Source organism: Mycobacterium sp. IDUB_39 (assembly GCF_055419205.1).
Window position 1 is genome coordinate 188913 of record NZ_JBVAXF010000004.1, and the last position, 23241, is coordinate 212153.

Annotated in this window: 22 protein-coding genes; 11 read left to right on the forward strand and 11 right to left on the reverse strand. The window is 68.8% G+C overall.

Annotated features, from left to right (window positions below):
• The first annotated feature begins 51 nt into the window (after positions 1 to 51).
• The gene (locus ACZY0X_RS16260) at positions 52 to 474 is read left to right on the forward strand and encodes a hypothetical protein (RefSeq protein WP_463771850.1); all 423 of its coding nucleotides are present in this window, start codon (positions 52 to 54) and stop codon (positions 472 to 474) included.
• Here ACZY0X_RS16260 and ACZY0X_RS16265 read toward each other — a convergent pair.
• The 3 genes from ACZY0X_RS16265 to ACZY0X_RS16275 form a co-directional block, all read right to left on the reverse strand.
• On the reverse strand, positions 429 to 908 hold the full coding sequence (locus ACZY0X_RS16265; RefSeq protein WP_463771851.1) for an N-acetyltransferase family protein: 480 nt from the start codon (positions 906 to 908) through the stop codon (positions 429 to 431). The two genes, ACZY0X_RS16260 and ACZY0X_RS16265, sit on opposite strands and share 46 nt — an antisense overlap.
• Before the next feature lie 73 nt (positions 909 to 981).
• Entirely contained in the window at positions 982 to 2073 is a 1092-nt protein-coding gene (locus ACZY0X_RS16270) for an isochorismate synthase (protein ID WP_463772462.1), read from the reverse strand.
• A complete protein-coding gene (locus ACZY0X_RS16275; protein ID WP_463771853.1) occupies positions 2073 to 2684 on the reverse strand; it encodes an acid phosphatase in 612 nt (203 codons plus the stop codon). The genes ACZY0X_RS16270 and ACZY0X_RS16275 overlap by 1 nt, the downstream gene beginning before the upstream one ends.
• Before the next feature lie 46 nt (positions 2685 to 2730).
• Here ACZY0X_RS16275 and ACZY0X_RS16280 point away from each other — a divergent pair, with 46 nt between their 5' ends.
• Positions 2731 to 3534, forward strand: a complete 804-nt coding sequence (locus ACZY0X_RS16280; RefSeq protein WP_463771854.1) for a ParA family protein — start codon at positions 2731 to 2733, stop codon at positions 3532 to 3534.
• 10 nt (positions 3535 to 3544) lie between these two features.
• Here ACZY0X_RS16280 and ACZY0X_RS16285 read toward each other — a convergent pair whose 3' ends face one another.
• Together ACZY0X_RS16285 and ACZY0X_RS16290 are read right to left on the reverse strand one after the other, a co-directional pair.
• Entirely contained in the window at positions 3545 to 4759 is a 1215-nt protein-coding gene (locus tag ACZY0X_RS16285) for an Rv3212 family protein (protein WP_463771856.1), read from the reverse strand.
• A 15-nt stretch (positions 4760 to 4774) separates the two neighbouring features.
• A complete protein-coding gene (locus tag ACZY0X_RS16290; RefSeq protein ID WP_463771857.1) occupies positions 4775 to 6307 on the reverse strand; it encodes a DEAD/DEAH box helicase in 1533 nt (510 codons plus the stop codon).
• A gap of 233 nt (positions 6308 to 6540) precedes the next feature.
• On the opposite strand from ACZY0X_RS16290, the gene ACZY0X_RS16295 reads away from it, so the two are divergent.
• Positions 6541 to 7245, forward strand: coding sequence for a ferritin-like fold-containing protein (locus tag ACZY0X_RS16295; protein WP_463771859.1), 705 nt, complete (start codon positions 6541 to 6543; stop codon positions 7243 to 7245).
• A 39-nt stretch (positions 7246 to 7284) separates the two neighbouring features.
• Here ACZY0X_RS16295 and ACZY0X_RS16300 read toward each other — a convergent pair whose 3' ends face one another.
• Positions 7285 to 8205 (reverse strand): hypothetical protein, encoded by a 921-nt coding sequence (locus tag ACZY0X_RS16300; RefSeq protein ID WP_463771860.1) that lies wholly within the window; start codon positions 8203 to 8205, stop codon positions 7285 to 7287.
• A gap of 266 nt (positions 8206 to 8471) precedes the next feature.
• Between ACZY0X_RS16300 and ACZY0X_RS16305 the strand changes: the two genes are divergently transcribed.
• On the forward strand, positions 8472 to 8729 hold the full coding sequence (locus ACZY0X_RS16305; protein ID WP_241400380.1) for a DUF3107 domain-containing protein: 258 nt from the start codon (positions 8472 to 8474) through the stop codon (positions 8727 to 8729).
• Between the two features lie 3 nt (positions 8730 to 8732).
• Here the strand turns inward: ACZY0X_RS16305 and ACZY0X_RS16310 are convergent, their stop codons facing one another.
• Positions 8733 to 9416, reverse strand: coding sequence for a TetR/AcrR family transcriptional regulator (locus ACZY0X_RS16310; RefSeq protein WP_241400379.1), 684 nt, complete (start codon positions 9414 to 9416; stop codon positions 8733 to 8735).
• 194 nt (positions 9417 to 9610) lie between these two features.
• Here ACZY0X_RS16310 and ACZY0X_RS16315 point away from each other — a divergent pair, with 194 nt between their 5' ends.
• The 3 genes from ACZY0X_RS16315 to ACZY0X_RS16325 all read left to right on the forward strand — a co-directional run bounded on the left by ACZY0X_RS16315 (position 9611) and on the right by ACZY0X_RS16325 (position 12833).
• Positions 9611 to 10645 carry a DUF3152 domain-containing protein gene (locus ACZY0X_RS16315; RefSeq protein WP_463771862.1) on the forward strand — a complete coding sequence of 345 codons (1035 nt, stop codon included), beginning with the start codon at positions 9611 to 9613 and terminating at the stop codon, positions 10643 to 10645.
• Positions 10646 to 10747: 102 nt separating this feature from the next.
• Positions 10748 to 11941, forward strand: a complete 1194-nt coding sequence (gene moeZ / locus ACZY0X_RS16320; RefSeq protein ID WP_463771863.1) for an adenylyltransferase/sulfurtransferase MoeZ — start codon at positions 10748 to 10750, stop codon at positions 11939 to 11941.
• A gap of 37 nt (positions 11942 to 11978) precedes the next feature.
• Complete coding sequence (locus ACZY0X_RS16325) at positions 11979 to 12833, forward strand: TIGR02569 family protein (RefSeq protein WP_241400377.1); 855 nt, start codon at positions 11979 to 11981, stop codon at positions 12831 to 12833.
• Positions 12834 to 12841: 8 nt separating this feature from the next.
• Here the strand turns inward: ACZY0X_RS16325 and ACZY0X_RS16330 are convergent, their stop codons facing one another.
• Positions 12842 to 13138, reverse strand: a complete 297-nt coding sequence (locus tag ACZY0X_RS16330; protein WP_463771865.1) for an MGMT family protein — start codon at positions 13136 to 13138, stop codon at positions 12842 to 12844.
• 1 nt (position 13139) lies between these two features.
• Positions 13140 to 13922 carry an alpha/beta fold hydrolase gene (locus ACZY0X_RS16335; protein ID WP_463771866.1) on the reverse strand — a complete coding sequence of 261 codons (783 nt, stop codon included), beginning with the start codon at positions 13920 to 13922 and terminating at the stop codon, positions 13140 to 13142.
• A gap of 62 nt (positions 13923 to 13984) precedes the next feature.
• Between ACZY0X_RS16335 and ACZY0X_RS16340 the strand changes: the two genes are divergently transcribed.
• Positions 13985 to 17131: a PD-(D/E)XK nuclease family protein gene (locus tag ACZY0X_RS16340; RefSeq protein ID WP_463771867.1), complete on the forward strand. Its 3147-nt coding sequence runs from the start codon at positions 13985 to 13987 to the stop codon at positions 17129 to 17131.
• The gene (locus ACZY0X_RS16345; RefSeq protein ID WP_463771868.1) at positions 17128 to 20400 is read left to right on the forward strand and encodes an ATP-dependent helicase; all 3273 of its coding nucleotides are present in this window, start codon (positions 17128 to 17130) and stop codon (positions 20398 to 20400) included. Before ACZY0X_RS16340 ends, ACZY0X_RS16345 begins: the two co-directional genes overlap by 4 nt.
• A gap of 22 nt (positions 20401 to 20422) precedes the next feature.
• Here the strand turns inward: ACZY0X_RS16345 and ACZY0X_RS16350 are convergent, their stop codons facing one another.
• Positions 20423 to 20824: a DoxX family protein gene (locus tag ACZY0X_RS16350; RefSeq protein ID WP_463771870.1), complete on the reverse strand. Its 402-nt coding sequence runs from the start codon at positions 20822 to 20824 to the stop codon at positions 20423 to 20425.
• Positions 20825 to 20869: 45 nt separating this feature from the next.
• Here ACZY0X_RS16350 and ACZY0X_RS16355 point away from each other — a divergent pair, with 45 nt between their 5' ends.
• Both ACZY0X_RS16355 and nudC read left to right on the forward strand, forming a co-directional pair.
• Positions 20870 to 21949, forward strand: coding sequence for a potassium channel family protein (locus ACZY0X_RS16355; protein WP_463771871.1), 1080 nt, complete (start codon positions 20870 to 20872; stop codon positions 21947 to 21949).
• Positions 21950 to 21993: 44 nt separating this feature from the next.
• Positions 21994 to 22947, forward strand: a complete 954-nt coding sequence (gene nudC, locus ACZY0X_RS16360) for an NAD(+) diphosphatase (protein ID WP_463771873.1) — start codon at positions 21994 to 21996, stop codon at positions 22945 to 22947.
• A 22-nt stretch (positions 22948 to 22969) separates the two neighbouring features.
• Here nudC and mrx1 read toward each other — a convergent pair whose 3' ends face one another.
• Complete coding sequence (mrx1, locus tag ACZY0X_RS16365) at positions 22970 to 23212, reverse strand: mycoredoxin Mrx1 (RefSeq protein ID WP_463771875.1); 243 nt, start codon at positions 23210 to 23212, stop codon at positions 22970 to 22972.
• Positions 23213 to 23241 lie beyond the last annotated feature (29 nt).

Here is a 23241-nt window from a genome sequence, read left to right on the forward strand (position 1 = left end):
GGGTCTGAGCCTATCCAAGTCGCGCCGATGAAGCCCTCTACGCTGGCCACCGTGATTGTTCCCTCCCCGACAACGGTGCGTCAGGCTGCTGCGATTGTGACGCTCGAGGGCGTCGCCGCGATGGTGATAGCGGTGGTCGAAGCGGTGGGGTACTTCCGCGGATCGGGCTCGATCGCGGGGTTCAACCCGCTGGGTACCGCGGGTTGGTTCGTCATCATGGGTTCGGCCGTGCTCGCGGCAGGGTGGGCCCTGTGGACGGGGCGCCGCTGGGGTCGCGGAATCGCGGTGTTCGCCCAGCTACTGCTCTTGCCGGTGGCGTGGTACATGGGCGTCGGGTCGGGGCAGTGGGTGCTGGCGGTGCCCGTCGCGCTGGCCGCCGTGGTCACCCTGGGGCTGCTGTTCAGCCCGTCGGCGCTGGAGTGGCTGGGTCAGGATTCGGCGAGTGCCGACAACTCCGGGCCCGACACGCGATAGGTGATCCACTCGCTCTGCTGCTTGCCGCCGACGGCGTCGTACAGCGCAATGGCGTTGACGTTCCAGTCGAGCACCGCCCACTCCAGTCGGGTGTATCCCGCCGACGCGCATTCGCGGGCCAGTGTCGCCAGCAGTCCTCGCGCCACGCCGTGGCGCCGGAACTCCGGGCTCACGAAAAGGTCCTCCAGGTAGATGCCCGCGACACCATCCCATGTGGAGAACGTGCGGTACCACAGCGCGCATCCGGCGGGCGCGCCGTCGACCTCGGCGATGTGCGCCGACGCGCTCGGCTGGTCGCCGAACAACGCTGTGGTCAGCTGAGCTTCGGTCACCGTGCACTGGTCGGCGGCCTTCTCGAACTCGGCCAGCGCGTGGATCATCGAGAACAGCTCGCTCTCGTCCCCGGGCCGTGCGGGCCGGATGGTCAGTGTCATTTCTCGACTCCCACTCGCTCCGGTCCTCGCTCGTCCCTCGCTGCGATCCTCACTCGTGATCGTCTTCGGGTCGTCATCTCTCGACTCCCAACGCCGTCAATATGGTCTTGAACTTCGTGATGGTCTCGGCGACCTCGTCGTCGGGATCGGACTCGGCGACGATGCCTCCGCCGGCGCGCGCGATGGCCGTGCACCGGTCGGCCGACAGTTCGGCGCACCGGATCGACACCACCCACTTGCCGTCACCGCCCGCATCGCACCAACCTACCGCTCCGGCGTAGAAACCCCGATCGCCCTCCAGCTGGTTGATCAACGCGGCCGCGGCAGCCGGGGGCACCCCGCCTACGGCGGGTGTCGGGTGCAGGGCGAGCGCGAGATCCAATGCGGTGAAGGACTTCTCGCGGATCCGTCCGCTGATCGGTGTGCTCAGGTGCCACACCGCCGACGTGCTGCTGAGTTCGGGCCGCGGTGCGATGCGCAGGTCGACACACAGCGGTTCCAGCGCCTCACGCATCTGGTCGACGACGAGTTGGTGCTCGTGCAGGTTCTTCGCCGATGCCGCCAGCGCGGCACCGTTGGCGGCATCGGTCGTGGGGTCGGGGGAGCGCGGCGCCGATCCCGCGAACGGTCGGCACGTGACTACCTCGCCGCGCCGGGCCACCAGCAGTTCCGGGCTGGCGCCGATCAACGCGCTACCCGCGAACGGCGCACCGGCGGCCGTCAGATCGACGAGATACGCACTGGCGGTGTGGTCCCGGGCCAGTCGTCGCAGTAGGACACCGACGTCGATGGGGGCGTCGGCCTCGAGTGCGAGCGCCCGCGCCAACACCACCTTGTGCAGTTCGTCGGCCGGATCGACGAGGCGGCGCAAGGCCTCGGCGATCCGGGCCCGGTGCACCTCGGGAGGTGGACGCTGCCCGGTGATTCGGATCGTGGGCAGCTCGTCGTGAGACTCGTCGGGCAGCGCGGCGGTGAACCGCACCGACTCCGGCCGCATCAGGGCTGCGGGATGGTTCAGGTCGAATGGCAAGGCGCCCAACACGATCGGAGCATCGCCGGAGGCCAGCGCGGCCCTGGCGTCGGCGAGCCGCGGGTACGAGTTTTGTACGCCGTCGGCGATGACAGCGCCGTCGGGGCCCGCGAGGACGAACGACGGCTCACCCATCACGCGGGCAGACACGGATTGGTGTGACCGGTCAGGCCGAGTGCGCTGATCTGGCGGATGCCGTGCTCGTGTCCACACACCGCGATCGATGCGGGCACCATTGACACCCGGATGCCTTGGGGCACTGGTAGTTCCACCCATCTGGCCAGCATGGACCGGGAGAAGTGGCCGTGGCCGACGAAGATGACGTCACGGGAGACCATGTGCTCGCGTGCCAGCCCGATGGCACGGTCGGCGCGCACGGTGATCTCCTCGACGCCCTCGCCACCCGGGCAGCCGTGTGTCCACACCAGCCAGTCGGGTACCTGCTCGCGGATCTGCGCGGTGGTCAGGCCCTCGTAGTCGCCGTAGTCCCACTCGGCGAGCAGCGGGGTGACCTCGTCGACCGTGAGTCCTGCGAGTTCGGCGGTGACCAGCGCGCGGTGGCGTGGGCTGCAGATCACCAGGGGATCGCGCAGGCGCAGATCGGCCAGAGCGTCGGCGGCGAGCCTGGCCTGATCGCGGCCGACGTCAGTCAGCTCCAGGTCGGTGCGGCCGGTGTGGCGGCCCGAGAGCGACCATTCGGTCTCGCCATGACGCAGTAGCAGCAGGCGATGCCGTTCAACAGTCACACCCGCGATTGTGCCGCACGCCCGTCCCGGGGGTTTGCGTGCTTGGATGGACGACGTGACTCGGGTACTTGCAGTCGCCAATCAAAAGGGTGGGGTTGCCAAGACAACGACGGTGGCGTCGTTGGGTGCGGCAATGGCGCAGAGTGGTCGACGGGTGTTGCTCGTCGACCTCGACCCGCAGGGCTGTCTGACGTTCTCGCTGGGCCAGGACCCCGACAAGCTCGCCGTGTCGATCCACGAGGTGCTGCTCGGGGAGGTCGAGCCAGGCGCGGCCCTGGTGCCGACGGCCGAGGGTATGACGCTGCTACCCGCCAACATCGACCTGGCCGGCGCCGAGGCCATGCTGCTGATGCGGGCCGGACGCGAGTACGCGCTCAAACGGGCCCTGGCCAAGGTCGCGTCCGACTTCGACGTGGTGATCATCGACTGCCCGCCGTCGCTGGGCGTGCTCACGCTCAACGGGTTGACCGCCGCCGACGACGTCATCGTTCCGCTGCAGTGCGAGACGTTGGCGCACCGGGGTGTCGGGCAGTTCCTGCGGACCGTCGACGACGTCCAGCAGATCACCAACGCCGACCTCAAGATGCTCGGTGCGCTGCCCACGCTGTACGACTCGCGCACCACCCACAGTCGTGATGTGTTGCTCGACGTCGCCGACCGCTACGGCCTCGTGGTCTTGAGTCCGCCGATCCCGCGCACGGTGCGGTTCGCCGAGGCCAGCGCCTCGGGCGCGTCAGTGTTGACGGGGCGGCGCAACAAGGGCTCCGATGCGTATCGGGAACTCGCCGCGGCGCTGCTCAAGCACTGGAAGACGGGCAAGGCGCTGCCGGCGTACACACCGGAGGTGTAGCGGACGGGGGTCAGCCGACGAGGGCCACCAGCGTGCCGCCGCGCTGTTCGAGCAGCGTTGCACCCGCGACGTCGGGCACCACGGGATCCTGCTGTGGTTGGCGGATGAGCTCGATGTGACGTTCGCCCTGCCCGGTCTGCGGGTCGAAGACGTCGTAGCCGCGGGTCACGGGCACCAGCAGCTTGCCTGCCATCATCGTCGCCGGTCCCACGGGAGCCTGTCCGTCGACGGCGTTGACGGTGAACTTGTACCGCAGGGCGTTGGCGTTGAACACCATCACGCTGTCACCGGTCCACCAGGTGATCAGGTCACCGGTGCGGGTGGTGGTGGCCTGTGGGGAGGCCGGCTTCGGCAGCAGCGTGCTCGCGATGGTCGTGCCGGTCTCGTCAATGACATTGACCGTCGGCTTCGGCGTCGGCAGGTAGACGGCCGTCAGCGTCTCCGACACGGCGATCACCTGGGCGTTGGAGTCGACCGGGACACCGGGCAACGGCACGGTCTTCGTCTCGGGCTGGTCTTCCTCGTCAGCGGGCCGTAACAGCGTCAGTCGCATGTCGGTCTCCCGGGGGCAGTCCTCGATCACCGATACGGCAGAGGAACTGGCTGCCGCCGAGGCCAGACGGCAGAGGGGCTGGGCCGGCACGTTGGGTTTGATGCGGGCGTCGAGCTCGCCGTAGCTGATCATCCGGACCATGTCGGACCGCCACAGCTCAAGTCGGTTGTCGCCGGCCGACAGCACGGTGGTGCCGTCCGATGACAGCCTGACCTCGGGGTCCGCGTAGGCGGTGCGGGTGGCATCGCGGCGGCCGGTCTTGCCGTTGATGGTGGTGACCTGACCGCAGCCGCGGTCGTCGGGGTAGACCGCCACCGCGTTCTGGTAAACCGACGTCACGCCGCACAGGTCGGCGCCACGGGAGTAACTCCACAGCACGTCGCCGGTGGCCGGATCGCGCCCGTCCACCTGGCGTCCGTCACCGGTCACCACCGACCCGCCCGCCAACACGGGCTGGGTTGTCTGTGGGCTGGCCGCAGCCCAGGCCTGGCGCAGGGTGGTCGGTACGTCGCGGGCTGACTTGAGCGCGGGAACCGCGGAGGCGGCCGGGCGGCTCTCGGTGGCCCGCGCGTCGCTGGTCCACCAGATCATTCCCGCGGCGATGGCGATCACCGCGGCAATCGCGACGGCGGCCAGCACGTCACCTCTCGTGCGTCGTTCCGGTTTGACCATCGGTCAGTGCGGTCGCTAGCCGGCGCTTGGCGCGGCGGCGTTGCTGCGACGGCGACGCCGGCGGCGGCCATTGCTGCGGCCTGCACCGGCTGCCGACTCGTCGGACGACTCGGCTGCGGGTGCTCCGTCACCGGAGGCCTCCGCCTGCTCGACGTGACCCGACGCGGTCTTGCCCGCGCGGGTGCGCTGACGGGTGCGGTCGCGGTTGCGTGCGGGCCTCTCGGCGGCTGCGTCGCGCTCGCGGGGTTCGCGCTTGGGCCTGTCGGTCGCGCGCGTCGCCTTGCCGATCGATCCGGTCGCGTCGGCGGGAATCTTGAGCTCGGCGTACAAGTGCTCCGAGCTGGAGTAGGTCTCGACGGGGTCGGGGTTGTTCAGGCCCAGTGCCTTGTCGATCATCGTCCAGCGGGGCAGCTCGTCCCAGTCGACCAGTGTGACCGCGATACCGGTCTTGCCGGCGCGCCCGGTGCGGCCGATGCGGTGCACATAGGCCTGCTCGTCCTCGGGAATCTGGTAGTTGATGACGTGCGTGATGTCGTCGATATCGATACCGCGGGCGGCGACGTCGGTGGCGACGAGCACATCGACCTCACCGGTGCGGAACGACTTGAGTGCCTTCTCGCGGGCGCCCTGGCCGAGGTCACCGTGCACCGCGCCGACCTTGAACCCGCGCTCGGCGAGCTCGTCGGCGACCTTCTGGGCGGTGCGCTTGGTGCGGGTGAAGATCATGGTCGCGCCACGGCCCTCGGCCTGCAGGATGCGGGTGACCATCTCGACCTTGTCCAGCGCGTGGGCGCGGTAGGCGAACTGCTCGGTGCTGTCGTGCGTGGCCGCCGAGTGCGGTGCCTCGGCACGAATGTGCGTCGGCTGATTCATGAAGGTGCGTGCCAGCGTGATGATCGGGTCGGGCATCGTCGCCGAGAACAGCATGGCCTGACGCTCGGCGGGGATCTGCTTGAGGATCCGCTCGATGTCGGGCAGGAAGCCCAGGTCCAGCATCTCGTCGGCCTCGTCGAGCACCAGCATGCTCAGCCCGCCGAGCTGCAGGTGGCCCTGCTGGGCCAGGTCGAGCAGGCGGCCGGGGGTGCCGATGACGACGTCGACGCCCCTCTGCAGGGCCTCGATCTGGGCCTCGTAGGGGCGCCCGCCGTAGATGGAGGTGACGGACAGCTTGCGATCACCGGCGCGGAGGTACTTGGCGGCGCCGGCGATGTCCTCGTAGACCTGCAAACAGAGTTCACGGGTGGGAACGACGACCAGCGCTCGCGGGATTCCGCTCAGTTCGCGGTTGGTGTCGGTGGTGATGCGCTGCAGCATCGGCACACCGAACGCAAGGGTCTTGCCCATACCGGTGCGGGCCTGACCGATGAGGTCATCGCCCGCGAGCGCCATGGGCATGGTGAGTTCCTGGATGGCAAAGGGATGTTCCTTGCCGTCTTCGGCCAGGGCCCGGACAATCTCCTCGCGGACGCCGAGGTCGGCAAAGGACGCTTTGGATTCGGGTGTGGTTTCGGGCGTGGTTTCCGGTGTTTCCGGTGTGGTTTCAGTCATGGGTGTTCGACAGAGCCTTTCGGGGTCAAAACTCGTAAGTCCTCGCGGGGTGTTCACGCGCGCACGAGCTTCGACGAAGGAGCACCGGGGCCCTGGCCTGAGGGAGGCGGGCCAACTGCGTGCACGCACATTTCTTTGGTCGCATCCCGCGCTTCGCAGGTCGCTTCCGCCTACATCATAGCTGGTCGCGTTCGCGATCCATCCCCTCCGGCGTCGCCGTCTACAGTTGGCGCATGACTCCGACGCAGCCCGCGGCGACACCAGAGCAGGCGGCAGACTCCACTGATTCGGGTGTTTCGGCCCTGCATCCGGGCGTCACCGAACTCTTCGCGCTGCTCGCCTACGGCGAGGTGGCGGCGTTCTACCGGTTGACCGATGAGGCGCGGATGGCGCCGAATCTTGCGGGCCGCATCAACATGGCGAGCATGGCCGCCGCGGAGATGAACCACTACGAGGTGCTACGCGACGCCCTCGCGCGCCGCGGTGTCGACGTGGTGCGCGAGATGACGAAATATGCACCGGCGCTTGAGAATTACCACCGGTTGACCACCCCGAGCACGTGGCTCGAGGCGTTGGTCAAGACCTATATCGGCGATGCGCTCGCCGCTGACTTCTACCTCGAGATCGCCGACACGCTGCCCGCCGAGGTGGCTGACGTCGTGCGCATGGTGCTCGCGGAGACCGGGCATTCGCAGTTCGTGGTCGCCGAGGTGAAGGCAGCGGTGACCGCCAGCGACAAGCAACGGCACCGGCTGGCGCTGTGGTCACGCCGCCTTCTCGGTGAGGCGATCACGCAGGCGCAGTTCGTCCTCGCCGACCACGACGAACTGGTCGACCTCGTCGTGTCCAGTGGCGAGGGTCTCGGCCAAATGAGCGAGTTCTTCGATCGGTTGCAGAACACCCACAACACCCGGGTCCGCGAACTCGGCTTGGCGTGATCACAAACGCTTAGCGTGATAACAACGCGCTGATGCCCGCTACCTGGTGCAGGTGGCGATCATCGAGTTGTTGTTCTGCGCCGCGATCACCGCGCCCGCCCCGTCGGCGATCGAGCAGTTCAACTGACCGGTGATGCTGGTCGCGGTCACCGAGCTCAGGGTGACGCCGGGATCGAGGATCACGGTCTTGTGCCACGGCAGCGCCACGTTGAGGTCGGTCTGCAACGCGCCCTGCTGGTCGGTGTAGATCACCGTGACCAAGTCGATCAGCGAGCGATTCCCGGTGACCGAGTAGGTCACGGCGTTGGGCACCGGCGCTGCGATGGCCGGAGCCGGAGCGGGTGCCGGTGTCGGTGCCAGGGTCGCCGAAGGTGTCGGTGCGACGGTGGTGATGGTCTCGAGCGGTAGCGAGGCGCTGGGCGCCGGGCGCGCGGTCGAGAACGAGGGCTCCGGGAGTCCGGTCGATGTCGCAGGCGCGCTGGTGGTGGCCGCCGGCGGATTGACCGTCGCTGACACTGCGCCGCTGTCGCCCCCACCGAGGATGACCACTGTGCAGATCACCGCGATGAGCAGAATGGCGCCGGCCACCCCGGCCACCCAGATCCACCGGCGGTCGATGGGCTCGTAGTACTCGTAGATCTCGGAATCGTCGTAGCCGTCGTCATACGTGCCGTCGTATGAGGCACCGCGGCGATCGTCGTAGGCGGGGTCGGCGCCGGGCCCTGCGTAGCGGCTCTCGTCGATCAGCTGTGTGGTCTGCTCGGAACGGCCGTATCGCGAGCTGTAGGACCCGTACGAGCCATACGACCCGTACTCGCTGTCACCTGAGCTGCTGGGCGCGCTGCCGTAGTCGCCATACCTTTGGTCGAGCTGCTGGGGCGTCGACCGTGAGGACGCGTGTGACTTCGAGCGTGACGCGGTGGTCGAACGGCGTGTGCGCGGTGGATATGACCTGCTCATGGCCCTTCCCGGGGTTGGCTCGTCCTGGTGGGTTCGTTGCTTTGTCTGATGCTAACGAGACAGAAGTGACGCCTGAGGCTGACGCGCCTGAGCCGAGGTCACGGTCCGGCCTCAGTTGGATCGGGGTGCCGGACGGGCCGCGGGTCGGGCCCCGGATCGGCGGATGACGGGGTGTTCGCGGAGCGCGAAGCCACCGGGGCGCCGAGGATCCCGTTCGTCCACTAGCCTTCTCGGCAGACAACGCATTCGAACGGAAGGGTTCAGCGGTGGAGGTAAAGATCGGTGTTGCCGACAGTGCGCGCGAGCTGGTATTCAGCAGCGCGCAGACACCCAGTGAGGTGGAGACGGCGATCACTGATGCGCTGGGCAAGGACTCCGGCGTGTTGAGCCTGACCGATGACAAGGGTCGGCGTTTTCTCGTCCAGACCTCGAAGATCAACTACGTCGAGATCGGTGTCGCGGACTCGCGCCGGGTCGGCTTTGGTGTCGGCGTGGTTGGCGCCGAGGCCGTCAAGGGCGAGTAGCGCTCAAGAGCGGGTGAGTGGCACGTGTGACAGTCCGCCCCAGGCGAACTGCACCGTGCCCTCGACCGCGGCGTTCTTGGAGATCGGCCGGTCGCTGTTGAGCCAGTAGCGGGCGCAGTCGACGCTGATTGAGACCAGTCCGACGGCGATCATCCTGGCGCGATGGGCCTCGAGACCCGAATCGCTGCTGATCAAGTCGAATACCGCATCCGTGCAGGACTCAGTGGCCGTGCGGACCTGCGCGGCGACCTGCGGTTCGGTGACGTAGTCGTTCTCGAAGATCAGCCGGTAGCCCTGACCGTCGTGCTCGATGAAGTCGAAGAACGCGCCAACCGCCGCGTGGAGGCGTTGGCGGTTGTCGGTGGTGGTGCGCAGCGCCTGCCGGACGCCGGACACCAGGTTGTCGACGTGGCGCTGCAACACCGCGAGGTACAGCTCGAGCTTCGACGAGAAGTGTTGGTAGAGAACCGGTTTGCTGACGCCGGCGCGATCGGCGATTTCGTCCATACCCGCGGCGTGATAGCCGCGGTCCACGAAGACCTCGCTGGCGGCGATGAGCAGCTGACCGCGCCGTTCGTCGCGCGGCAGCCGGTTGCCGCGCCGATTACCGCTCGGGGGTCGGCTCGCACCGTCACCGTTGCCGGGTTGCGAGGATCTCCTCTCGGCGGTGTTGGCGAGATCGCTCATCACGTCCTCAATCTGCGGCCACTGGACGTGCCCGTGGTTGGTTTGGTTGGTCCGTGATCGGTGGGCCCTAGGCCTGCCCGATCATCGCTCCGACACTACTACCCCCGCGCGGACCATCGCGTGAACTACCACCGTGGCGCCACCGGGTGGCGCGCCGAAGCCGTCAGTGTCCTGGTCTGTGCCATTCTGGTTCGGTGACCTACGACCCGGGGCGTCGCGGGGGCGGTCGCGCCCCCGCCGTGCGTAACGAGTGGCGAGAGCCGCTGCGCGCCCAGCGCGACCCGGTCGCCGGCGACTCCGGACGCGTTCGCTCCAACCGCGACGAGCATCAGCAGCTGCGCAAGCAGACGTGGCTGGGCCGCTTCATCTCCACCTACGGCTGGCGTGCCTATGCGTTGCCGGTTCTCGCGCTGCTGACCGTCGTGGTCCTCTACCAGACCATCACTGCTCCACCGGCGGTCGAGAACGCTGAGGCGGAGGGTCCGCTGCAGGGGCCGCCGACGTTCGACACGGCCAGCACCGCAATCGTCGGCGCACCGCCTAAGGGGCTGACCCAGTTCGACGCCAATCTGCCGACCGGCATCCTGCCCGACGGAGGGCCGTTCACCGAGGCCGGCGCCAAGAGCTGGCATGTCGTGCCGGGTACCTCGCCTCGGGTGGGCGAGGGCACGACACGGGCCTTCACCTACACAGTCGAGGTCGAGGACGGTATCGACACGGCTTCGATCGGTGGCGACGAGGCGGTCGCGCGAATGGTCAGCGAGACGTTGGCCAACCCCAAGAGCTGGACGCACAACCCCCAGTTCTCCTTCGAGCGAGTGGATGCGAGTCACCCGGGCGAGCCGGACTTCCGCGTCTCACTGACCTCGCCGATCACCGTGCGGGAGGGCTGCGGGTACGACATTCCGCTGGAGGCGTCGTGCTACAACCCGGCCTACCTGCAGTCACAACCTCGCGTCTTCCTCAACGAGGCGCGCTGGGTGCGCGGCGCCGTGCCGTTCCAGGGTGACATCGGCTCCTACCGGCAGTACCTGATCAACCACGAGGTCGGCCACGCCATCGGATATCAGCAGCACGAACCCTGTGGTGCCGACGGCGGGCTGGCCCCGGTGATGATGCAGCAGACGTTCTCCACCAGCAACGATGACGGTGCCAAGTTCGACCCGGGCTCGGTCCAGGCCGACGGCAAGACGTGCCGTTTCAACCCGTGGCCCTATCCCATCGCCTGATTGACCCGACCCCCCGGGAAGGTCTGCCATGCGATTACCGTTGAAGGTCAATGCCTGGTGTGATGGTCATCAGGTTTGTGACTTCGATACAAGGAGTTTCCGGTGTCCACATCGCTGCCGCCGCTGGTGCAACCCGCGGCAGAGCTGACCCGCGAAGAGGTCGCGCGCTACAGCCGTCACCTGATCATTCCCGACCTCGGCGTGGACGGGCAGAAACGGCTGAAGAACGCTCGCGTTCTGGTGATCGGCGCGGGCGGCCTCGGGTCGCCCACCCTGCTGTACCTGGCCGCGGCCGGTGTCGGCACCATCGGCATCGTCGACTTCGACGTGGTCGACGAATCCAATTTGCAGCGCCAGATCATCCACGGCCAGTCCGATATCGGCCGGTCCAAGGCCCAGAGTGCCCGCGACTCCGTCAAGGAGATCAACCCGCTGGTCGACGTGCGGCTGCACGAGGTCCGACTGGAGCCTGAGAACGCCGTCGAACTGTTCTCCCAGTACGACCTGATCCTGGACGGCACCGACAACTTCGCGACGCGCTATCTGGTCAACGATGCCGCGGTACTGGCGGGCAAACCGTATGTGTGGGGCTCGATCTACCGGTTCGAGGGCCAGGTCTCGGTGTTCTGGGAGGACGCCCCCGACGGACCCACCGGAGAGAAGCAGGGCCTCAACTACCGCGACCTCTATCCCGAGCCGCCACCGCCGGGCATGGTGCCCTCGTGCGCCGAGGGCGGGGTGCTGGGCATCCTGTGCGCCTCGATCGCGTCGGTGATGGGCACCGAGGCCATCAAGCTGATCACCGGTATCGGCGAACCATTGCTGGGCCGGTTGATGGTCTATGACGCGCTGGACATGACGTACCGCACGATCAACATCCGCAAGGATCCGGCGACGCCCAAGATCACCGAACTCATCGACTATGAGGCGTTCTGCGGGGTGGTCTCGGATGCGGCCGCCGAAGCCGCCTCCGACTCCACCATCACCCCGCACGAGTTGCGCGATCTGATGGACTCGGGCAAGAAGGTGGCGCTCATCGACGTGCGTGAGCGCGTCGAATGGGACATCAATCACATCGAGGGCGCCGAACTCATTCCGAAGTCGGCGATCGAGGCTGGCGAAGGCCTGGCTCGGCTGCCACACGATCGAGTCCCAGTCCTCTACTGCAAGACGGGCATCCGATCGGCCGAGGCGCTAGCTGCCGTCAAGAAGGCCGGTTTCACCGATGCGCTGCACCTGCAGGGCGGAATCGTGGCATGGGCGCGGCAACTCGAACCCGACATGGTGATGTACTGACCGCGAGTTAGCCGGTCAACGGCCTAGGCTGACCCCTGTGACTGTCGACGGCCCGCCCGATCATGTGCTGACGGCGTTTGGCCTAACCGGGCTTCGGCCGGTCCCACTCGGTATGAGTTGGGAGGGGGGCTGGCGCTGCGGCGAGGTTGTGCTGTCCATGGTCGCCGAGCCTGCGCGCGCCGCATGGTCGGCCAAGGTCCGCGAAACCCTGTTCGTTGACGGGGTGCGGCTGGCGCGGCCGGTCCGCTCCACCGACGGCCGGTACGTCGTCGCCGGATGGCGAGCCGACACGTTCGTGACCGGCAGCCCCGAACCCCGCCACGACGAGGTCGTCTCGGCCGCGGTGCGTCTGCACGAGGCGACGGCGAAACTCGAGCGCCCACGGTTCCTGACCCAGCCGCCTGCGGTGCCGTGGACCGAGGTCGACGTGTTCATCGCCGCCGATCGCGCCGCATGGGAGGACCGTCCGCTGCACGCGCTGCCCCCCGGTGCGCAGGTGGCACCGGGATCGGCGGACGGGCAGCGATCCGTCGAACTCATCAAGGCGCTCGCCGCGCTGCGCAAGCCCACCCGCGCGCCGAGTCAGCTCGTGCACGGGGACCTTTACGGCACGGTGCTCTTCGCCGGCACCGCGGCTCCCGGCATCACCGACATCACGCCGTACTGGCGGCCGGCATCCTGGGCGGCCGGTGTCGTCGTGGTCGACGCACTGGCTTGGGGTGAGGCCGACGACGGTCTGGTGGAGCGGTGGTCACCACTGCCGGAGTGGCCGCAGATGTTGTTGCGTGCGTTGATGTTCCGACTCGCTGTTCATGCGCTGCACCCGCGGTCCACGGCGGCGGCGTTCCCGGGGCTCGCGCGCACCGCGGCACTCGTCCGATTGGTGTTGTAGCGCGACCGTCAGAACTCGTGGCGGACGTCGCGCAACGGCACCCGGCCATCGTGTGCGAGCACGCCCTCGGCGCGCAGCAGCTCCAGCTGCCGGGTGCTCAGATGTGGCGCCGGTCTGCCCGACGCGGTGATGACCCGGTGCCACGGCAGATCCGAGGAGTCGGTGCGCATGATCCACCCGACGATCCGCGGACTGGAAAGCCCTGCCGCGTCCGCGATGTCACCGTATGTCGACACCTGGCCCGCCGGGATCGACGCGACCAGCCCGCGGACCGCCTCGATCTGCTCGTCTGTGATCGCGGCCATATCAGCCCAAGTGCTCGCGGATCAGCGTCGCAGTCTCGGCAGGCAGTGCCAGCGGGACCATGTGGTCGCAATCCCATTCCAGCAGTGTGAAACCCGAGCCCACAGCCCCGTCCAGCGTTGCGATCAACTCGTCTCCTGCATATGGCGGTGCGGTGCGCTTCGCCCGCACGAGAGTCATCGGAGTGCCGTGCCGCGGCAGCATGGCCGGTCGGGTCAGCTCACTCCAGTAGGACAGCATCGCGGGCACGCTGAGGCGCCAGCCGACGCGTCCGTTCGGAAGGTCGATCAGGTGTTCGTCGAGTTCGCGTTCGAGTTCTGTCTGCGCGACCTCACCCCATGAGCCGTCGACCTTCTCGGCGCGTGCCTCATCGCGGTCGGCGTAGTCGGGGGAGGAGTACATGTCATCCGCGATCTCGCGCATCCACCGGCCGTCCAGGCCCACAGCAGGGTCCAGCAGCACCACGGCGCCGACCAGATCGGGTCGTGTGGCAGCGAGATTCAGCGCTATGGCCCCGCCGAAGGAGTGCCCGACCACCACCACCGGACCTGATGCCCGGCTCTCGAGGAGGGCAGCCAACCCGGCGACGTTGGCGTCGATCGTCCACGGCGCGTCCCATGACGAGCGACCGTGGCCCAGCAGGTCGGGGGCCAGCACGCCGACGTCCGGCAGATGCGTGTCGGCCAGGCTCTCCCAGCGCCGCCCGTGGCCTGTCAGGCCGTGGATGAGAAGCACCCGGACCTCGTCGGCGGGTCCGAAGTGGTAGGCGTGCAGGGGCGTGGTCACCCCTCGATGCTGCCAGCCTGCACCGAAGCGAGATTGTCGGACCCCCGTGGTGTCATTTCCTCGTGCACGCCTCCCACACCGCCCTGACGCCCGACGCGTTGGCCGACCCCGGTCTGCGTGGCACCGTGCGGATCCTCGGCGGCCCCGGCACCGGTAAGAGTTCGCTGCTGGTCGGCACGGCGGCGACACACATCGGTGCGGGCACCGAACCGGAAGGTGTTCTGCTGCTGACGGGTTCGGCCAGGCTCAGCGCCACCGCCCGCGCCGCGGTGACGGCCGCGCTGCTGGGTGGCGGCGGTCGAGCGGCGGTGCGTGAGCCGCTGGTACGTACCGTGCACTCCTACGCGTTCGCGGTGCTTCGGCTGGCCGCGCAGCGCAACGGCGATCCACCGCCGCGGCTCATCACCAGCGCCGAGCAGGACGGCGTGATCCGAGAGATGCTGGCAGGCGATGTCGAGGACGGTGAGTCGGCCTCCGTCGACTGGCCCGCGACATTGCGCCCCGCGCTGAGCACCCTGGGCTTCGCCACCGAACTGCGCGACCTGCTGTCACGGTGCACCGAGCGCGGTGTCGATCCCATTGCGCTGCAGCGCCTGGGCAAGCGGGTCGGCCGTCCCGAGTGGGTGGCCGCAGGTCGGTTCGCCCAGACCTACGAGCAGATCATGCTCCTGCGCTCGGCCGTCGGCATGGCGGCGCCGCAGGCCACGGTTCCGGCGCTCGGTGCGGCCGAACTCGTCGGTGCGGCTCTGGACGCCTTCGCGGCCGACGCTGAGCTGCTCGCCACCGAGCGGGGCAGGATCCGGCTACTGCTCGTCGATGATGCGCAGCACCTCGACCCGCAGGCAGCCCTGCTGGTGCGCGTCCTGGCTGCGGGCGCCGAACTCACCGTCATCGCAGGTGATCCCAACCAGGCGGTGTTCGGCTACCGCGGTGCCGATCCCGCGCTGCTCGACGTCGGTGCCGATCCCGCCATCGTGCTCACCGAGTCGCATCGCTGCGCACCCGCGATCGCCCGGGCGGTGACGGGTATCGCCGCTCGCCTGCCCGGCGTTGACGAGGGCAGACAGCTCACCGCAGCCCAGGACCGCAACGGCTCGGTCGCGGTGCGCATCGCGGCGACCGCACACGCCGAGTCCGGCCTCGTCGCCGATGCTCTCCGTCGCGCGCATCTGGTCGACGGCGTGCCGTGGTCACAGATGGCGGTGATCGTGCGGTCGGTTCCGCGGGCAGGGGCAGCGCTGGCGCGGGCCCTGACCGCTGCTGGAGTACCCGTGGAGCAGGTAACCACCTCCGTTCCGCTGTCTGAGAACCCGACGGTGGCCGCGCTCCTGACGGTGCTCGACACCGTCGCGGGCGGGCTCGACGGCGATGCGGCACAGGCCCTGCTGACCGGCCCGATCGGCCGCGTCGATCCGGTGTCGCTGCGACAGCTGCGCCGTACGCTGCGCCGCGCCGACAACCACACGCCGCCCCGCAACTTCGGCGAGCTGCTGGTGGCCGCCCTCGACCAGCACGCTCCCGATCTGCCCGATCAACTCGCCCGTCCGGTACAGCGGGTGCGCGCAGTCCTGGCCGCGGCCAGGCGCAGTGACCGCGCGGGGCAGGATCCGCGGTTCGTGCTGTGGCAGGCCTGGCATCACTGTGGTCTGCAGCGCCGGTGGCTCACCGCCGTCGAACGCCGCACCGCCGCGGGCGCGCAGGCCGGCCGCGACCTTGATGTCGTCACGGCACTGTTCGACGTTGCCGAGCAGTACGTCACGCGCACCACGGGAGCCTCGGTCACGGGCCTGGTCGATCACGTCCGAGCGATGTCGCTGCCCGCCCCGGTCCGTGACGACAGCGGCTCGGGTGAAACGGTCGCGATGTTGAGCGCGCACTCGGCGCTGGGCCGCGAGTGGGAGTTCGTGGTCATCGCCGGACTTCAGGAGGGACTGTGGCCCAACACCGTTCCGCGCGGCGGGGTGCTTGGGACCCAGCGGCTGGTCGACATCCTCGACGGTGTGCTCGACGCAGGCGATGAGCGGCCCGCGACCCGCGTGTCGGCCACCGCACCACTGCTCGCCGAGGAACGCCGACTGCTGGTGGCCGCCTTGGGACGCGCCCGCAGCCACGTCCTGGTCACCGCGGTCGACAGCGACGAGGGCGATGAGGCGATGCTGCCGTCGTCGTTCTGCGACGAACTCACCGCGCTGGCCACCGAACGCCCGGAGGTCGACGCCGAACCGGTGCGCGCACCCCGGGTGCTGGCTCCCGCGGCGCTCATCGGCAGGCTACGCGCCGTGACGTGCGCACCGGCCGACGCCGTGGACCCGCACTCCCGTGCCTGTGCCGCAACGCAACTGGCTCGCCTCGCGGAGGCCGGCCTGCCGGGAGCGGGCCCCGCGCAGTGGCAGGCCGCCACCTCACTGTCGACCGACGCCCCACTGTGGGACGGCGAGGATCACGTCGTGACGCTGTCACCGTCGACGCTGCAGACCCTCACCGACTGCCCACTACGCTGGCTGCTGGAACGACACGGCGGGCAGGACGGGCGCGACGTGCGGTCGGCGCTCGGGTCGGTGGTGCACGCCCTGGTGTCCGACACCACCAGGAGCGAGGACCAGATGCTCACCGAGTTGGAGACCCTGTGGTCGTCGCTGCCGTTCGAGGCGCAGTGGTACTCCGACAACGAACTCGGGCGGCACCGCGAGATGCTTTCAGCGTTCACGCAGTGGCACGCCCGCACCCGCGGTGAGCTCACCGAGGTTGGCACCGAGGTCGCCGTCGACGGCGTCATCGCCGATGCCGACGGGTCCGGGCCGGCGGTGCGGGTGCGTGGCCGCGTCGATCGGCTGGAACGCGACGCCGAGGACCGGCTCGTCGTCGTCGACGTCAAGACCGGCAAGTCCCCGGTCAGCAAGGACGATGCGCAACGTCATGCGCAGCTGGCGACCTATCAGCTGGCCATCGCGGAAGGCTTGCTGCCGGAAGGTGATCAGGCCGGTGGTGGACGCCTGGTCTACCTCGGCAAGATCGGTGCGTCGGGGCCCGCCGAGCGCGACCAGGATCCGATGTCCGATGACGGCCGTGCACAGTGGCAGGAGTCCGTGCAGGATGCCGCCGCCGCGACCAAGGGGCCGCACTTCGTCGCCCGCGTGAACGACGGCTGCGCGCACTGCCCGGCGCGGGCGATGTGCCCGGCCCGCGCCGCGGTGGAGGGTCGGGAGTGACGCCGCGCTTCAGCCCGTTCGAACTCGCCGACGCACTGGGCATATTCGCACCCACCGAGGAGCAGGCGGCCGTCATCGCCGCACCACCCGGGCCACTCGTCGTGATCGCCGGTGCGGGCGCCGGCAAGACCGAGACCATGGCGGCGCGGGTCGTCTGGCTGGTGGCCAACGGTTACGCCACGCCGGGTGAGGTGCTCGGCCTGACCTTCACCCGAAAGGCCGCCAGTCAGCTGCTGAGGCGGGTGCGGACTCGCCTGGCCCGGCTGGCGGGCGCGGGTCTGGTTCCCGGTGGGACGGGCGCCGACGAGCACGCGACCGTGAGCACCTATCACGCCTTCGCGGGCACCCTGCTGCGCGAGCACGGACTGCTGCTGCCGGTCGAGCCGAGCACCCGCCTGATCAGTGAAACTGAGCTGTGGCAGTTGGCGTTTCGGGTGGTGTGCGAGCATCCCGGTGAGCTGGAGACGGAGAAGTCGCCCGCGGCCATCACCGCGATGGTCCTGCGACTGTCGGGACAGCTGGCCGAACACCTCGTTGACACCGCCCAGCTGCGCGACACCCACCTGGAACTCGAACGGCTTGTGCACACCCTGCCGCCGGGTCCGCGGCAGCGCGACACCGGCCCCAACCAGTCGCTGCTCAAGATGCTGGCGACCCAGACCGAGCGCACCGATCTGATCCCGCTCATCGACGCACTGCACGCACGGATGCGCGCCGACAACGTCATGGACTTCGGCATGCAGATGGCCGCCGCGGCGCGCCTCGCGGCCGGGTTCCCCCAGGTCGGGACCGAACTGCGGGCGCGCTACCGGGTCGTGCTACTCGACGAGTACCAGGACACCGGACACGCTCAACGCGTCGCGCTCTCGGCGCTGTTCGGTGGCGGTGTGGACGATCAGCTGGCGCTCACCTCGGTCGGTGATCCGATCCAGTCCATCTACGGCTGGCGCGGCGCCTCGGCCACCAACCTGCCGCGGTTCACCACCGACTTCCCGCGCTCCGACGGCACGCCCGCGCCCACCCTGGAGCTGCGCACCAGTTGGCGCAATCCGCCCGGCGCGCTGCACCTGGCCAACGCGGTCTCCGCCGAGGCCCGCCGGCGCTCGGTGTCGGTTCGCGAACTGCTGCCGCGGCCCGACGCGCCGACGGGTGCCATCCGGTGCGCCCTGCACGCCGATGTGTCCGTCGAACGCGATTGGGTGGCAGACCAATTGGCGAGGGTCTACCACGATGCCAGGGACACCGGCGACGACGCTCCCACCGCAGCTGTGCTGGTGCGCCGCAACGCCGATGCCGTGCCCATGGCCGATGCGTTGACCGCGCGTGGCGTACCCGTCGAGGTGGTCGGTCTGGCCGGCCTGCTCGCCGTGCCCGAGGTGGCCGACGTGGTGGCGATGCTGCGACTGACCGCCGATCCCACCGCGGGCCCCGCCGCGGTGCGGGTGCTGACCGGGCCGCGGTGGCGACTGGGTGCCGCGGACCTGGCTGCGCTGTGGCGGCGCGCGGTTGAACTCGACGGTGCCGACCATGGCGCCCAGATTGGGTCAGTGGAGCAGATCGTCGCGGAGGCCGCTCCCGACGCGGACCGGGCAAGCCTGGCAGACGCCATCAGCGACCCGGGTCGCGCCGAGCGTTACTCGGCCGAGGGGTTTCGGCGCATCGTCGCGCTCAGCCGCGAGCTGACGGTGCTGCGAGGGCAACTGCACCATCCGCTTCCCGATCTCATCGCCGAGGTCCGCAGGATCCTGGGAGTTGACGCGGAAGTTCGTGCCGTGCAGCCCATCTCGGCAGGGTGGACGGGCGCTGAGCACCTCGACGCGTTCGCGGACGTGGTAGCCGGATTCGGGGCGGGGTCCGCGACGACGGTCGGCGCGCTGTTGGCCTACCTCGATGTCGCGATGGATGTGGAGAACGGTCTGGCGCCCGCGGATATCGTCGTCGCCCGGGACCGGGTGCAGATTCTCACGGTGCATGCCGCGAAGGGGCTGGAGTGGCAGGTCGTCGCCGTGCCGCATCTGAGCGCCCGGGTGTTCCCCTCGACGGCTCTGGCCAGGACCTGGCTGAGCGACGCCGGTGACCTTCCGCCACTGCTGAGAGGGGACCGGGCGACGCTTTCCGAGCACGGTGTGCCCGTCTTGGACACCACTGACGTCAACGATCGGAAGGCGTTGTCGGACACCATCACCAGCCACAAGCGCACCCTCGACCAGCGGCGCACCGATGAGGAGCGTCGCCTGCTCTACGTGGCGCTGACACGTGCCGAGGACACCCTGCTGCTGTCCGGTCACCACTGGGGCGCCACCGAGTCCAAGCCGCGGGGCCCGTCGGACTTCCTGCTCGAGATCAAGGGCGTCATCGAGGCGGCGGACCGCGACGGCACCCCCTGCGGTGTCATCGAGCACTGGGAACCGCAGCCCGCCGATGGCGAGCCGAACCCGTTGCGCGACCAGGTCGTCGAACGGCAGTGGCCGGCCGGACCCGCCGGATCGGATGGGCTCGAGATCGGTGCGGGCCTGGTCGACCGCGCCCTATCGGGTGACCTCCCGGACGTCGCGCGTGAGGAGGCCGCGGCGGTCGAGTCCGCGCAGGTCGATGACATTGACGGTTGGGCGGCCGATGTCGACGCACTGCTCGCCGAGCGTGAGAGAGCGGCGCATCGACCACCGCCGGCGCTGCCCGCTCAACTCTCCGTCAGTGCGCTGGTGGACGTCGGACGTGATCAGGACGGGGCCCTGCGCCGGCTGCAGCGTCGGGTACCCAGTCGGCCCGATCCACATGCCTTGCTGGGCACGGCGTTCCACGACTGGGTGCAGCGGTTCTTCCGCGCCGAGCGGTTGTTCGACCTCGAGGATCTGCCCGGTGCGGTGGACGGCGAACTGGGCCGCGCCGAGGCGGAGCAGCTGGCCGAACTGCAGGCCGCGTTCACACTGTCGGCGTGGGCCGCACGCACACCGACGGACGTCGAGGTTCCCTTCGACATGGTGATCGGCGCGACGGTGGTGCGGGGTCGCATCGACGCGGTGTTCCTCGACGAGGACGGTGGCTTCACGGTGGTCGACTGGAAGACAGGTGACCCGCCTGGATCCGAGGAGGAGCTACGGCACAACGCCGTTCAGCTCGCTGTGTACCGGCTCGCCTGGGCCGCCACGCACGGCGTGGCGCCAGAGTCGGTGCGCGCGGCGTTCCACTACGTGCGCAGTGGCAGGACGGTGGAACCCGAGGCGCTGCCCGATGCCGACGAACTCGCCGCGCTGCTCGTCGTCCCCTAGCGTCCTGCCACTGCGCAGGCGCCTAGCGAGGTGCGTTGCGGTAGGCCTTGAGCGCCTGGGTGATCATCGGGAACTGCAGGGGTAACCGCGCGATCATCGCGATGCGGGCCGGCCACCCCTTGTTCCAGAACACCCGGATGCTGTTGATGTTCGCCGGGTAGACGGCGAGAAACAGCGCCACGGCCGCGGCCGCACCGATGCGACGTGTGCGCGGTACGAGCAGCAGGGCGCCGGTCGCCACCTCGGCGACGCCCGATGCATGGGTGTAGAACCGCGCCCCGCCGGGCAATTCGGCGGGAACGATGGTGTCGAACGGCTTCGGCGCGACGAAGTGCAGCGCCCCCATGCCGATGAGCATTGCGCCCATGCGTTGGGCGGGAAGCTGGCTGGGGGTGTCGCCGAGCGATGGTGTGAGTGAGGCCATGGTTACATTGTGCTGTGCTAAGCCACAGCGCGATGGTGGGCCCTCGTGGCCAAGGGTAGGTTGCGTCGCCGACTGGCGAGGATCGACCAGAACCTGGCGGATCGGCCGGACGCCGATCTCGTCGAGGTCCTCAACATCCCCGAACCGTTTGTCAGCCCTGCGCGCAGGATCGCCATGCGCGTCCTGTACGCGCTTGGGGCGTTGTTCGCCGCGGTGCTCATCGTCTACGTGGACCGCGACGGTTATCGAGACGCTCAAGGTGACGATCTGTCATTTCTTGACTGCCTGTACTACGCGACGGTGTCACTGTCGACCACCGGCTACGGCGACATCACGCCGTTCACCCCGTCTGCGCGGCTGATCAACGTCCTGGTGATCACGCCGCTACGAGTGGCGTTCCTGATCGTGCTCATTGGCACCACCGTCGAGACGCTGACCACGCAGTCGCGTCAAGCACTCAAAATTCAGCGTTGGAGGAAATCCGTGCGCAATCACACCGTCGTCGTCGGCTACGGCACCAAGGGCAGGACCGCGGTCGCCGCGATGGTCAGTGATGGAGTGGCACCGGGCGACATAGTCGTCGTCGACGAGAACCCCGCCGTACTTGAACGGGCCAAGAGCGCCGGCCTGGTGACCGTGCGCGGCAGCGCCACCGACAGCGACGTGCTGCGGCTGGCCAGTGCCCAGCACGCCGAGACCATCATCGTGGCCGCCAACCGGGACGACACGGCGGTCCTCGTCACGCTGACCGCGCGTGAACTGGCGCCGAAGGCCAAGATCATCGCCGCCGTGCGCGAGGCGGAGAACCAGCATCTGCTGCAGCAGTCCGGCGCCGACACCACCGTGGTCACCTCCGAGACCGCGGGCCGCCTGTTGGGTATCGCCAAGAAGACCCCGAGTGTCGTCGAGGTCATGGAGGACCTGCTGACGCCGGAGGCGGGCTTCGCGATCAGCGAGCGCCCCGTCGAAGCGAAGGACGTTGGGGCGTCGCCGCGACACATGCGCGACATCGTGTTGGGAGTGGTGCGCGACGGCAAGCTGATCCACGTCGACGATCCGAAGGTCGACGCCGTCGAATTCGGTGATCGGCTCCTGGTGGTCAAGACCGCGGACTCGGACCACTGAGCGGCCATGACGGGGACAAAGCTCGCTATGACGAAGACAAAGCGATGACCGACTTCAAACTGCGTAACGTCCCGCTGCTGTCGCGGGTCGGGGCAGACCGCGCCGACGTGTTGCGCACCGACGTCGACGCCGCGGTGGCGGGATGGTCCGACGCGTTGTTGCTGCGTGTCGACCACCGCAGCCAGGTGCTCATCTCGGGTGGCCGTGTGGTGCTGGGGCAGGCCGCGAAGTACGCCGCGAAACCGGATGATCACGCGGTGTTTCTGGGGCGTCTCGAGGACGGCAGGCACGTGTGGGCGGTGCGGGCGGCACTGGAGGCGCCCGAGGATCCCGACGCCGAATCCGAGGTACTTGATCTGCGCCGGGCGGGCACCGTATTCGATGACGTCAGTGCCCAGTTGGTGTCGACCGCGACCGCGCTGCTGAACTGGCATGACCAGGCCCGGTTCAGCGCCGTCGACGGGTCGGCCACCAAGTCGACCAAGAGCGGCTGGTCGAGAGTCAATCCGGTCAACGGACACGAGGAGTTCCCGCGGATCGACCCCGCCGTCATCTGTCTGGTGCACGACGGTCACGACCGAGCGGTGCTGGCCCGCCAGACGATGTGGCCCGAGCGGTTGTTCTCGTTGCTCGCCGGGTTCGTCGAGGCGGGGGAGTCCTTCGAGTCCTGCGTGGTGCGCGAAATCGCCGAGGAGGTCGGGCTTTCCGTGCGCGACGTGCGCTACCTGGGCAGCCAGCCCTGGCCCTTCCCACGATCCCTCATGGTCGGATTCCATGCGATCGGCGATCCGGAGCAGGAGTTCTCGTTCAACGACGGCGAGATCGCCGAGGCCGGCTGGTTCACCCGCGCCGAGGTCCGCGCCGCACTGGCGGACGGCGACTGGAGCTCAGGACTCTCTGCTCCTCACGTGCGCGGCGACTCGCCGTCACGACTGTTGCTGCCTGGGTCGATCTCGATCGCCCGGGAGATCATCGAGTCCTGGGCGGCGCTGGACTGAGCCGGCCGCCGTGACCGACGTCTTATGCGGAGAGCTTGGCCTTGACTTCGCGCGCGCTCGGGTTGGTCAGCGTCGAACCGTCGGCGAACTTCACCGTCGGCACCACGTGATTGCCACCGTTCACTGAGCCCACGAACTCCGCTGCTGCGGGGTCGGCCTCGATGTCGACCTCGGTCCAGCGGATTCCCTCGGACTTCAGGGCCATCTTGAGGCGGGAGCAGAAGCCACACCAACTCGTGGTGTACATGGTCAGTTCAGCGCTCATAGGACGTTCAACATATCGGAGGCCGCGAA